This is a genomic window from Clostridium sp. UBA5119 (assembly GCF_002414285.1).
GTDB lineage: Bacteria > Bacillota > Clostridia > Clostridiales > Clostridiaceae > Clostridium_J > Clostridium_J sulfidigenes.
Window position 1 is genome coordinate 2,473 of the sequence record NZ_DHYX01000041.1, and the last position, 13,376, is coordinate 15,848.

At 28.3% G+C, this 13,376-nt stretch carries 10 protein-coding genes; all 10 read right to left on the minus strand.

Annotated features, from left to right (window positions below; translation table 11 throughout):
* The coding region (locus B2671_RS06105) for a hypothetical protein (RefSeq protein ID WP_346869607.1) at positions 1 to 625 on the minus strand (625 nt) is incomplete at its 3' end.
* A 71-nt stretch (positions 626 to 696) separates the two neighbouring features.
* A complete protein-coding gene (locus B2671_RS06110) occupies positions 697 to 1,356 on the minus strand; it encodes a hypothetical protein (RefSeq protein WP_346869608.1) in 660 nt (219 codons plus the stop codon).
* A 49-nt stretch (positions 1,357 to 1,405) separates the two neighbouring features.
* The gene (locus B2671_RS06115; RefSeq protein ID WP_346869609.1) at positions 1,406 to 2,905 is read right to left on the minus strand and encodes a hypothetical protein; all 1,500 of its coding nucleotides are present in this window, start codon (positions 2,903 to 2,905) and stop codon (positions 1,406 to 1,408) included.
* Positions 2,906 to 2,929: 24 nt separating this feature from the next.
* On the minus strand, positions 2,930 to 3,382 hold the full coding sequence (locus B2671_RS06120; RefSeq protein WP_346869610.1) for a hypothetical protein: 453 nt from the start codon (positions 3,380 to 3,382) through the stop codon (positions 2,930 to 2,932).
* Between the two features lie 20 nt (positions 3,383 to 3,402).
* Entirely contained in the window at positions 3,403 to 3,693 is a 291-nt protein-coding gene (locus B2671_RS06125) for a WXG100 family type VII secretion target (protein ID WP_346869611.1), read from the minus strand.
* A gap of 10 nt (positions 3,694 to 3,703) precedes the next feature.
* Entirely contained in the window at positions 3,704 to 8,257 is a 4,554-nt protein-coding gene (gene essC, locus B2671_RS06130; protein WP_346869612.1) for a type VII secretion protein EssC, read from the minus strand.
* Between the two features lie 16 nt (positions 8,258 to 8,273).
* On the minus strand, positions 8,274 to 8,525 hold the full coding sequence (locus tag B2671_RS06135; protein WP_346869613.1) for an EsaB/YukD family protein: 252 nt from the start codon (positions 8,523 to 8,525) through the stop codon (positions 8,274 to 8,276).
* A 14-nt stretch (positions 8,526 to 8,539) separates the two neighbouring features.
* Positions 8,540 to 9,601, minus strand: coding sequence for an AAA family ATPase (locus tag B2671_RS06140; protein WP_346869614.1), 1,062 nt, complete (start codon positions 9,599 to 9,601; stop codon positions 8,540 to 8,542).
* Between the two features lie 23 nt (positions 9,602 to 9,624).
* Entirely contained in the window at positions 9,625 to 10,890 is a 1,266-nt protein-coding gene (locus tag B2671_RS06145) for an FHA domain-containing protein (RefSeq protein ID WP_346869615.1), read from the minus strand.
* A 71-nt stretch (positions 10,891 to 10,961) separates the two neighbouring features.
* Positions 10,962 to 13,175: a hypothetical protein gene (locus tag B2671_RS06150; protein ID WP_346869616.1), complete on the minus strand. Its 2,214-nt coding sequence runs from the start codon at positions 13,173 to 13,175 to the stop codon at positions 10,962 to 10,964.
* Positions 13,176 to 13,376: the final 201 nt, after the last annotated feature.

Genomic DNA, 13,376 nt, shown 5'->3' on the forward strand with positions numbered 1-13,376 from the left:
CATCTACTTCATCTATAACTTTTACCTTAATTCCACTCTTTTCTTCTAGTGTTTTTATGAAATCTTCACTATTTTCATAATAAAGATTGATTGTTGTTTTTTTATTTTGATACTTTTTTATATAATCTATTACATCATTTTCATAATCAGAATATACTATCAATCTCATATCTCCATATATATCTAGTGTTTCATAATATTTATTTAATACTAGTTTTCTTATATGCTTATATTTTATTATATCTATATAATACTCTTTACTAGACGATATATCCTGACCTCTATATCCCTTATTTAATTCTTCATCATTAAGTATCAATATTTCATCTGTAAGATATCCTATATACCCTCTACATTGATTTTTTAATGAATGTATATATAGAAAAACTGGCATACCTATGAAGAAAGCAATTGATGAAAATGACATTTCACTTCCCATTAATAAAGTTTTGATCCCAACCTCATCTATACTTTTTCCATCATAAACATGTTCTGTCATAATCCAACCACGAGCAGGAATAATTATTAACAACAAAATTAAAGTAACTACTAGTCCATATCTTACCCATTTTCTTTTTTTCCACTTCGGATGCTTCTTAATACGGTCTTGTATTATTTTTTTCATTTTTATATTATCCACTTTATATTCTTTTACCATTTTTATCTGCACCGCTAATAAAATAAATTTTTATTTTTTTATTCTTCCTGTTTATTTATAACTTGTACCTTAATTCCAGTATTTTCTTCTAAAGTTCTTATTAAATCCTCACTGTTTTCATAATAAAGATAAAACTTTCGCTTACTGTTTTTATCATTTTCAATGAATTGAATTTGATTTTTCTCATAGTTTGAATACATTGTAAGTTTCATATCTCCATATATTTCTAATCTCTCATGATAAGTATTTAATACAAGCCTTCTAATATCTTTATATATAATTCTATCTAGTGTATAACTATTTCTTGTTGAATTATTGGGTACAAATCCATATTCTAACCCACCATCGCTAAGTATTAATGTTTCATTTAAATAATAATTAATACCATCAGCACAGGTATTTCTTAATGAACGGAAATATAAAAAAACTGGCATACCTATAAATATAATTACAATGGCAATTGATGCACTACAAATATTATATACTGTGTTAGCTTCAATTTCCTCTATATTCTTTCCATCAAAAACAAAATCTGTTGCAGTCCATGGAAGAGACGGTAGTATGATTAATGCTACAATTAAAATAGCTATTAATATATATCTAACCCACCTTCGTGTTTTCCATTTTGGATGTTTTCTTATCTGCTTTTTTTTAATCCTTGCTTTTTCTTTATGATTAACTTTATATTCTTTTGTCATCTATAAATTCACCTCACTACTTAATATTTTTCAAGCTTTCATCATACTCCTAATTTAATATTAGCTTAGTAGTCTTATACTTTTCTGGTTTGTACCTATTCCAAGATTGAGTTTTTTCATCTCCAATTTTACCAATTTTCCCAATTAGCTCTTTTATTCCCTTTATATCAGATATATTTAACCCATTAATAATTTTTACTCCATTAAATTTAGCTATATCATCTATATGTTTTATTAATCTTATTCCCTCTGTCATAGGTTTAGGCATAGTTAGCATACTCCCAACTCGTCTAAAGTTTCCATCAAAATTCAGAACTTCATCACTTGGTTTAAGTATAGTTTTAATTAAATTTGGTATATGCTTTTTAGCTATATCACTACCAAAACCCTTGATAATACCTCTACTTACGAACTTTTCCATATCATTTCCTTTAATGCTACTAATAATAGTATCTTTTGCAAAAGTAAGAGTAGACTTTTTATCTCTAAAGCTTCTTACAATTGTAAACTTATCACTATACAAATCCTTCTTGAAATTTTTTCTTAGGTTACTCCAAAATGGTTTATCGTTTTTTATGCTTTTTAATCCATTGAAAAAGCTTTTTGCAGTAGAGTTATAATTATTTCCATTTTTTTCTAAAAACTTAGTTCTAAGCCCTTCTGGGCCTGAAAATAAATTTTTTATTGAACTTATATTCTTTGAGCTTTTAAAGAATGTATTAACACTACCAGTAACTCCCACTATATCTGTGAAAATCTGAATAGTATCTAATCCTACTGCACTACATTCAGTTAAATTATTTAAAAGTTTTGAATTATAATTGGTTTTCTTAAATCGATCAGAAAGGGTATCCATTCTTCCATACCTTGCTGCCATAGCTGGATCGCTATTGCTATATTTAATTGCAGCCGCACTAGTACATATATTAGTTACACCATTTATTATAGCTAGCCCTGCACCTATTATAGCTACAACTCCAAAGAAACCCAGCCCAGCTGTACATATTGTAAATATTCCTAATGCTATAGCTGCAACTGATCCAACTATACCTAAAACAAACTTTCCACCTTTATACTTAAACCATTCCTTGACAGAATCACATACTCCCTTTACAGATGTTTTTATATTGTTATAGGTATTTTTTACCCATCTCGATAGTGATGAGCTATTACTTATTCCAACTGTAAGGTTCACAAAGAACTCTTTTACTGGATTTACTTTTATATTGTTCTTAGTTTTAAAGGTTGAATATAGGGTATCAAATTTATTGCTTACTGCCTTATCTTTTTCTTGAGTAATCTCACCAAAATTTTCTAGTTTTTTTGCAAAATTAGTATACTTCTCTGCTTTTTTTCTTAGATTTTCTGTCTTCTTACGTGCAAACCAATTAGCATCACTAGTTCTAGATGTACTAAATCCTAAATCACTTATCTTTTGAGTTACTTTTTTATCTAAAGAATTTGCATAGTTTTCTATATTCCTACATGCACTCTTTGATGATGATATAGTACTTTTTAAATCTGAATAATCAACTGTCAATACTCCCAAAATATATCCCCTCCTAAACTAAATTTACCATTGTCCAGATAATCTTCTTTCTCTCTCTTTTCTTTCTCTTTCTCTTTCTTTCCTTTCTCTTTCTAGCCTTTCTTGTCTTTCTCTCTCTAGGGCATATTGTATTCTTCGTGATAAGTTACGAATTTCTTCTTCTAAGGTATCTCTTGCTCGCTCTTGCCTCTTTAATTCACCTTCTAGCTCATTGTTAATAGACCTTATATAATAATCATCAATTCCTATTTCTTCTTTTTTATCTTCTATTTTGCTTCCTAAACTACTGGCATTACTTATACTTACCAGTAATGATGAAGATATGTTTTTAGCATTTGTTTCATCACCCTGTTGATAATGTGTAAAATTATTAACATTTGATATTACTGCTTTTACTTTAGTTATTCTTTCTTTAACTTTTTTTAGTTCTTTCTCTTTTTCTCTTTTTTCAGCCCTAAGACTTGCAGAACTAGCCACTACCCTTCCCTCCTTATATGTTACATATTAATCTTCTTAGCAAATGCCTCATCAGCATCATAATAACTACTTTGAGACTCAACCAACGCCTCATAGAACTCCTCTAGACTTTCCTCAATGTCTTTTAGTTGTCCATATAAAAGTTTATACTTCTTCTCAAATGAGTTTCGTCCTTTTCCTACCCAGTCTTTTAACAAATCATTAGTAGCTCTCTCAATGTCTAATTTCGTTTTTTCAAAATTACTTATTTCGTTTTTAAAGGTTTGAACAGTTTCTGACATTCTCTCTGTGTCAAGATATTTTATTGACATAAAATCCCTCCTATGATTCAGTAATTGTTTTTACTTTAGAAATCTCATTATTACTTATTAAATATGAATCACCTAACTCTATGTTCTTCTTATGTTCACGAATATAATTATTAGGAACTTCAAAGAATTTAACCTCACCTATATTTTCAAATATAAGACCTTTCTTATTCTCCTTTAGCAACTTTATTATTTCAGGAGAACTATAAGAAACTTGAGCATTATCCACATCAGTAAACATAAAGGAAACTTTCATTGACTTATATTTATTGGTCATTGTTTTAAATATGTCCATAGCATTTTTATTAGTTCCCATATTTTCTAATATAGTTCTATTGTTTATTATGATAATTATAAGAGGTTCTTCCTCTAAACTTTCTATTCCTGATTCCATAACATTAAGATATCTATCTTCTAATTCATTACTTATATCCTCAAAAATAGTTTCATACTCATTTGAATCTATTGAATATCTTTCTACAAATCCATAGTCATTAAAATCCTTTAGATCTCTTTGTACATTATCAAACACATACACTCTAGATGGATATTTAAATATATTCATTTGGCAATAATTCATAATTATTCTTAGTAAGTTTATTCTATTACTATTTTCCTTGCTTAATAGAGTGAAATACCCTATATCCATTAAGTTTATTGTAACTAAATCTACAGTGTCGTAATCTAGTCCTATTGAAATTTCATAAGGCTTTAAGGTATTAACATTAAAGTTATTTGATATATAATTTGATGTAAGCACCTTTGGAATTTCTGGTATTTGTTTTGCTTTTATATTAATATACTCCTTATTAATATTCTCAACAAAGGCCTTCATGTTTCTAACTCTATCAATCTCTTTTTCTCCCTCAAATCCAAGATAAGTTTGATATTCGTATATTACTTTATCTAATTCAATCAGCCCTCTTCCCGGAACATTCTTAGGTTGCATTCTACATCTGTCAAATATACTTCCATACTCTGAAGAATCATTGCAGTATAAACCAATTTTATTAGCAAAGTTTGATAAATATTTATATCCTATTCCCGTAGTTTGAAGGGTGGTAATTATAATACTTATACCTACACTAATACCTTCTCTACAAATATTTAGGAATTCATCATCATATTGCATATACAATTCTCTGAATCCAATAAAATTATCAATAATTACCACTATCTGCGGTAAATCCTTGAATCCAGCCTCCTTGTATGAGCTAAAAGAACTTATTCCTACTTTAGATAATATTTCTTTACGATAAGTTATCTCTGTATTCATCATCTTGATGAAATTCTTCATTTTCTCGTCTTCACTGGATGTTACTACTCCCCCTACATGATTTAAATCACTAAGACTTTTTAAAATCATTGATGCAAAATCTAGAATATATATATTTACTTCTTCGGGTGAATATCCATCTGCTAATCCTCTAATAATAGTTTGTAGTAAGTTTGTTTTTCCATATTGAGATGAACCTACAATAAAAGTATTTCCACTTGTTAAATCTAACTTTACTCTATCTTGCAGTTGATGTGATGGGTCATCATATATACCAATTGCGACCTCTATTCCAACTACATTTGTTGTTATAAATTTAGTATAAGAGATAGATTCTTCTAATGAAGGCAAACAAATACCAGGCAAATTTATGATATTGTTACTTTGACAATAATTATTTATATAATTAACTATTACTTCTAATTGAGTTAAACTATTATCCTTACTCTTCTTTTTCTTTTGTATATACACAGGAGTTCTTTTACCTGCTAGTGAAACTTTATTAACTGTAAACTCCTTTACATTATCTATCTCCTCATTTTCAGCATTTGCTCCACTATAAGCCGATTGAAATAATTCAAATATCTCGTTATTTCCAACTTGTAGATATGCTCTTCCTGGCTCTTTAATTTCTGCTGCTAAAGGAGTCTTAATTACTTCATTACTATCTTCTTTAGTCTGAACCTTTAAACATAACTTAAATTTAGAGTTACTCCATATTTGTTCATCTACTACCCCCGAAGGTTTTTGTGTAGCTAAAATTAAGTGCACTCCTAAACTTCTACCAATTCTGGCAGCACGAATTAACTCTTTCATAAAATCAGGGTATTCACTTTTTAATTCTGCAAACTCATCCACAATAATAATTAAATGTGGTAGGGGTTCTTTTACTTCTCCTGATTTATATTTTTTTATATATGCATCTATATGGTTGACTCCACTTTCAGCAAATCTCTCTTGTCTTTTTCTTAATTCCGCCTTTATTGATAATAAGGATCTATCTATCTCTCTTCCATCTATATTCGTAATTGCTCCTATAAGATGTGGTAAATCTTTAAATTGATTAACCATTCCGCCTCCCTTAAAGTCAATAATTACAAATCCAACTTCATAGGGATGAAATATAGTACTCATAGATAATATATAACTCTGTAAAATTTCACTTTTACCTGAACCAGTAGTACCTGCTACCAAGCCATGAGGTCCATGATTTTTTTCGTTCAAATCTAAATATACAATTTCATTTTTGGTTTTCACTCCAAGTGGCGCTGCCATACTCTTATAAACCTGGGATTCTTCCCATCTATTTTTTAAATCTAAATCATCTACAGAAATTATATTTAATAATTCAAACAAAGATATACTCTTAGTTAATTGACTTTCTAAGCTTACCTTATCTATATATATAGAAGCTAGCTTAATAGCTATTTCTTCTGCTATTCCGTCAGATATATCATTATACTTAAATAAAGCTTGTTCTTCTCCATTTTCACTTGATATACATAAACCTTTATTCTCTACATCATCCAGTCTTATAATCTTATTACATCCTTTTGGTAACATCTCTTCATTCTCTTCAAAGAATATAAATGTAAATCCAAGCATATTGCTTATAGCTAAGTATTTAGAAATAGGATGAGAGTATATACCTTTATTATCAAATACAAAAATAACATAATGTTCTTTAAAATTAGTTGAATTCCGATTTCCTAAAGTTTCTTCTCTTCTTGATAGCTCAAGATATAGATATTCAAATAATATATTCTTACTTTCTTCATCAAAAATCATATTTCGAGCTTCTATGTTTTCATTTCTTACATGTCTTAACCATCTGATCCAAGCAAATTTATTTTTATCTTCTTCCTTAAACATATAGAATAATTTTACATCACTATAATATTGTCTAATAGCAATATCTAAGGTTATGTTTTTTAATAAATCATATAACTTTTCTCTATTTCCAATGATACCTACTAAATTACACATAGCAAGATTTAAAAATACAGGTGCGTTATCTATATATCTATATTTTTCTTCTATTTCCTTAGGTATCAATAACAAATCATCGGTTATACTGATAACTTCCTGCTTCTTTGTTGTAACCTTGCAGTTAGCTTGTGATATTCCTGATCCTATCCTAACACTTAAAAAATCATTATGTTCTGGCTCTCTATCAAACAATTCTTTACTAAACCTTTCAACATTTTCTATGTTCTCTTCCAAAGGTTTATATATTTTTTCTAAAACATTGAGTTCATTTTTTCTTTGTTCTCTAATGTCTTCTTCTTTTACTTCTATATATCTTTTATATTTTTCTTTTCTTTCTTCTACTTGCTTCTTATACTGTCTTTTCTCACTGATCATTCCTATAACAGACATTATTATTCCTAAACTCATAGAACAAACACTATATATAACAAAGGTTCCTCCGCCACCCATTACTCCTCTTAATACTACTGTTAGTCCAAGCATCGCTAATGCAGGTATTAATGTTAATATAATGTTACTTTTAGGTTTATCAGGTAATGCTTCTGGGTCTAAAATTTCTATACTTTCCTGTGGCACCTCATATTTTATCCTTGTACTTCGATTAAATTTAGGATACTTAAAGTTAGTAGCTTGATTATTTAAGTCTCTATATTCTACATTCTTAATATTTACTATACTATTTGTTGTTGTATATAATCTGTTATCCTTTAAATAAAAGCTATACCCAACAAACATTATAAAGTCATAACTATTTAATTTTGATTTATCTATAATTTTAACACCATTAACATATACACCATATTTAGTATTATTATCATTTATATAATAATTTCCATCGTTATAGCTTAATGTTATGTAGTCATTTTCTAACAAATTATCATCAATATATATATCACATTGAGTATTTCTACCTATATTAATATTATTTATGTTCTCTATATCTATTTCTCTATCATAATTCTTCTCTATACTATCAAAATCTATAAAGAAATTTAATTTAAATATTTCTGCATTTGAACCTTCATATTTTACAGTTAACTCATCTCCATGAATCAACTCTTTAGAATATACTTTCATGACTCCGTCTTGAGTAAAATATACTCCATCAACACAATTAATCTGCCATCCCTTTATGGTTTTAGTAAATTCAAATTCAAAGTTATTAAAAAATACTTCTTTGCTAAATCTCACCTTACAAGATTTATTTGTTCCCACTTTAACAATGGAATCATTCTCACTTTGAAGCTCATATTCTCTATATATTTTATTACCAAATATTATAATCTTATAATTATTACTCATTACTTTCTCCCTCTTATTATGTAATGTTTATTATAGTTCCATCTCTTAAATTAAAATCTTTTAAAGTCTTATTTCCTTTTATTAAGGTAACAGGATTTTCACACTTTAAATAACACTGATTTATATCTTGTGTATCAATTCCTAAATGAAACCCTTCATTTAAAGCAATAACTAAATCATTGGCAGTAATGTATAATGGAACTTCAACATCATACTTTTGAGATTTTCTCTGTATATTGAGTATTACTATTATTTTTTCCGTATCCATCCTCATACCCCTTTTTAAATAAGCATATAAGCAATCTTTTGAAATTGTTTATTACCAGCTAAGAATTCAATGTTTAAAGTATTTGAATTTGAAGTAACCTTAGGTATGTATTCACTTATAGTTATTTTGCTAGTGAAATTATTCCTAATTAGATGATTTACTTCATCATCTATATAACTATTGCAGATAAAAATAAATTTATTTTTATTTGAGCAATCAATATTTACTAACAAACTTTCTAACTTAGTAGTTGTTTCTTCATTTTGCATTGTTACAGTTATAACTTTATCGCTATAACTCATCATTTTTGTCTTATCATTAGTTAGTTCCGATGATGTATCTAGAACTATAAAATCGTATTCCTTGGAGGCTTTTAGTGCCTCTATCAAATATCTATAATCATCCATTTGTATATTATAAGATGATGTGGCTTGTCTAAATGGAAGTAAATAATCAAAAATATTTCTTCCTATAGAATTATTAAAGTATTTTAATATATCCTCATTATGAGATGATAGACATTGTTCAAATCCATTATTTAAGTACTCATTACTATTTAAAATATAATTAAAATTTTGTAATATTTCAGTACTTATAAATAGTACTCTTTTATTGCACTCTGCAAGTGCCGTTGCTATACCAAGGGATACATAAGTTTTCCCTGTTCCTCCTGAGGGCGAGTAAACCATTATAACCTGAGATGAACCTTCTTCTGAGTTTGTTATAGACTTTAATACATTTGAAGACATATTGCTCACTACATCATTAAAAATCTTCTTTATACTTGTATATTTATATATACTTTTTAAAAATATATTTTCTGTTTCTCCTTTTGACTCAGACTCACATAGCAAAAATACATTTCTTATGTTTTGCTTTTCATATTCATCAGAATATAATTCTTCATTTATAAGTAATAAATCTATATTTTGTGGTGTACTAAAATAAGTTTTTAGATAATTTTCATCTGTTATAACCGTAATGTCTGCTTTTTCTCCAAACTCTTCAGCAAATTTTAATTCTAAAGGACCTAAATATTTCTCATCCTTATCTGCTAAAACAATTGATAGTGCCATTTTTCCCCTCCTAATAATTAAAACTAAACGGATACAACCGTAAATTCACTATTTGCTAGCTTAATTGTATCTCCTAATTTTATTGGTGCTTGTCCTTTGAATTGAACCCTTACACCATTTATATAGGTTCCATTTGAGCTACCTTCATCTCTTAAAAAATATTTACCATTATTGCATAATACTGTACAATGAATCCTACTTATAGCATTGTTAAATAAAATTACTCCATCAACAAGTTGTGAATTCTTACCTATAACAAATTCTGATTTATTTATAATAATATTTATAGGCTTTGGGGTGTTTACTCCATTTAATGCTATAGTTGGAGTGAAACTATCATTTGTTAATAATTCTGTTTCTCCCCCTCCACTATATACAATACTACTACTTTCTTGATTTATACTTCTCTCTGCCTTAATGCTCTTGTCACTAAATTTACTTATGGCAATAAGTAGTGATGTTATTAAGTCAACTAGTATAATTAATACTGTAATTGAGATATTAATTATACTAGATAACTTCAAATATTTATGTACAGCAATAATCATTACTAAAGTCATAGCTTGAATAGCAATTATTAAAAATAACCCTATCAATTTATTTTTAGAATTATGTATATTTTTAGGTTGTCTATTATCACCATATCTGTGCTTATCTTCTAAGCCTAATTTAAAGTTTATATTTTTATTTAAATTTCTTTTGTATAAGCCCTCTTTACTAATTTCCTTAACATTTATATTATCTTTTAGTGAGTCCATAGAATTATCTTCTGAGTTTAAGCTTGAGTATAATCTATGTACTTTATCACTATTTAAATTAGGGTGCTCTGATATAGCAGATTTTATATTTGCTTTTAAGCCTCTTTCAAAATTTAATTTACTATTGTTATCTGTCTCAATATTCACTGGTAAATAAATCAAATATACATTCAAGTTATTACTATCAACAAAGATTTTATCAAAACCTATATTAATATTTTCAGGTTGCATGAATCCATTTACTTTAACTTCATTAACTATTTCTAATAATCTAGATATAATTATTAAAAAGTTTTGAGAATCTAACTGATTTAGTAAAGATTTCAATGATTTATATGAAGATGTATCATAAATTAATTTTATTTTTCCATTATGAGTAACTTTTCCACATTTTATAAACTTATTTTCATCCTGGTTTTGTAGAACCTTATATCCTGTTTGAAAAAAAAGTTCACTATCCTCCAATATATATCTTATACTCGTATTATCTTTTTCTTCTTTTATTGAACTGTTTAAAATTAATTCATTCATAATTACACCTCTAATTTTTTCTTTTACATCTATAATTCTCATACAACTTATTTTTTCTTAATTCTTTTTTGCTATTGTATAACTCTACCAGAATAATCACTGATAACTCCGTATTTACCATTGTATATTATTACATCTCCAACTTTATAGTTAGAGTTTTTAGGTCCACCTTCTAATTCCCATTGCGATAGTTTATAACTAAATAATTGATCTGTAGATAAGGTTTCTATGCCTTTTTTATATGCTACAATTTCAAAATTAATTAATATATTCCCACCTTTTAAGTGATTTTCAGGTCTAGGATTATCTCCCGCTTTTACAAAGAAACTAGATGAAGGAATGAAGTACTTTCCATACCACCACTGTTCTTTTCCATCAATATATTGAATTTCATCCTTCCACCCCTTGATTCCATCATGGTCTTTCCACTCTCGTCCCTTTGCAATTCTGACTCCTCTTGTTAAAATTAACTTATTATAATTACCTATAAGTACATCTCCATATCTTTTAGTACTTAGATTAATCGTAGAATCATCAAGTTTACTCCCAAATCCAACAAGTGGATTGTTACTATTATTATAATAGCAATCTACCCTTATTCTTTCATCATCCTTTATATAATAGAAGCTAGGTTTAATCTCTATTCTGTCATTATCCCTATATAAATACTCTGAAGTTATATCAAAATAAAAAGCATAACCCTTCTTTGGCAAAATATTTTTTAATGTAGTATGAGATTTTTCATCTATCGGTAATTCATTTACTTTAAATTTCTTTTCCGTATATTCTTCAAATTTATCATCTTTCCAAAAGATACTTGTCCACCGAGGATCTCTTATATCTGTAACTTGAAAATCTTTAAGCATTATGGGATCCTCAAAAGGTCCGAAACATTGATAATTATAATTTCCTGCTACATCCCACATCTCAACATGGAGATATACGTTATCCCCTACTGGCTTCTCTATTTCCTTTGATATTTCTTCCTCATATCTATCATTCTCTGTATACTCACTTTCATACAGTACTTCATATTTTTCTTTAGGTTTATCACCTGAATATGACCATCTGTACTGTATTTTCCCTACACCTGAGAGATTATCTTTTGCTTTTAATGTACCATAATAAGATAACCCACTACCTTTTTTACTTTCTTTTCTTATAGCTCCATTTTCTTCACTAAATAACTTTGATTTAACACTAAATTCCATAGTAGGAGTTGTTCCATCTACTAGATACTTTTCAAAGTTCATGCTATTTTCATTTCCAGCTATATCATTTGCCTTTACTTCTATTCTGTAAATTCCATCTGGAACTACAACTGCTCTATTATGAAGTAAATCTCTAGCATTAATATCTTCTTCAGTGTTGTTCTTATAGTGACTACTATCATTTACTATAACCTTGCTACCTTCTGCAAATCCTGAGAGATTATCACTAACTTTTATATCTATTTTGTAAGGTAAGGGACTATTCACCCATTTTTTATCAGGTTCTTTAACTTCTATATTTGTCTTTGTCCAATCTATATTGTAATATCCACTTTCACCCACTGGCTCTTTAGGCGCATTGGGTAATTCATAAGGAGTTTCAGGGGATTGAAAAATGGGTTCCTTCCATTTTCCAATTCCACTTAGCTTAATTTTTTCTCCCTCTTGCTCTATATTAACATTTCCTCTTGTTCCATCCACTATAGCCTTTGCTACCCCTGTAACGCTAATGTTATCAAGTTCAAATTCAACTGGGAAAGTACCTGCTAGCATCTCACCAGCTTCATTAACCTTTTCCCAACGTCCAATATCTTCAATAGGATTATTCCCTTCATAGAATACTTCTACTTCATACTTCCCAACACCTTCAGATATTTTCCCCTTATTTGTCCATTCTGTTTCATTAGGATTAAATTTAATTACCCCTACATCTTTAATAGGAGATTTTTTATAATAAAATATAACTTTATTTACCCCTTTAGGTTTAACAGAAATCTTAACAGGATTTGTACCTGTGGAGGTTGCCCCTCCTGAAGTTACTTTGGATGAATTATATTCAAAACCTGAAATAACAGGAGCTGAATATGTCTTTTCCACTGGCTTATCTAGTATTATAGAAACAGTTTCCCTCAATGGAGTTCTTAGTGATTTATCTGTATCTATATCTCTATATTCTACAGTTACGTTAACATTTTTCCTTTGCTTATAATAAAATACAACCTTATTTGCTGTTCCAGGCTTAACAGAAATCTTAGCAGGGTTCGCACCTGTAGAAGTTGTTCCATCTAAAGTCACTTTTGATGAATGATAATCATATCCTGAAATTATAGGAGCTGAATAGGTCTTTTCTATTACATTACTTCCTTGGTGTTGGACAGTTTCTGCAAAAGTTGTTTTTAGTATTTTATCTGTATCAACATCTCTATATTCTACAGAAATATTACTTTTTAAATCCTCAAAGTAATCTCCTAAAATGAGTTGATATACATAAGTTCA

Excerpts from the sequence above, each read along its gene's own strand:
- B2671_RS06110 (WP_346869608.1), bottom strand. The coding sequence starts at position 1,356 with ATGACAAAAGAATATAAAGTTAATCATAAAGAAAAAGCAAGGATTAAA.
- B2671_RS06145 (WP_346869615.1), bottom strand. The coding sequence starts at position 10,890 with ATGAATGAATTAATTTTAAACAGTTCAATAAAAGAAGAAAAAGATAAT.
- B2671_RS06140 (WP_346869614.1), bottom strand. The coding sequence starts at position 9,601 with ATGGCACTATCAATTGTTTTAGCAGATAAGGATGAGAAATATTTAGGT.
- B2671_RS06135 (WP_346869613.1), bottom strand. The coding sequence starts at position 8,525 with ATGGATACGGAAAAAATAATAGTAATACTCAATATACAGAGAAAATCT.
- B2671_RS06125 (WP_346869611.1), bottom strand. The coding sequence starts at position 3,693 with ATGTCAATAAAATATCTTGACACAGAGAGAATGTCAGAAACTGTTCAA.
- essC (WP_346869612.1), bottom strand. The coding sequence starts at position 8,257 with ATGAGTAATAATTATAAGATTATAATATTTGGTAATAAAATATATAGA.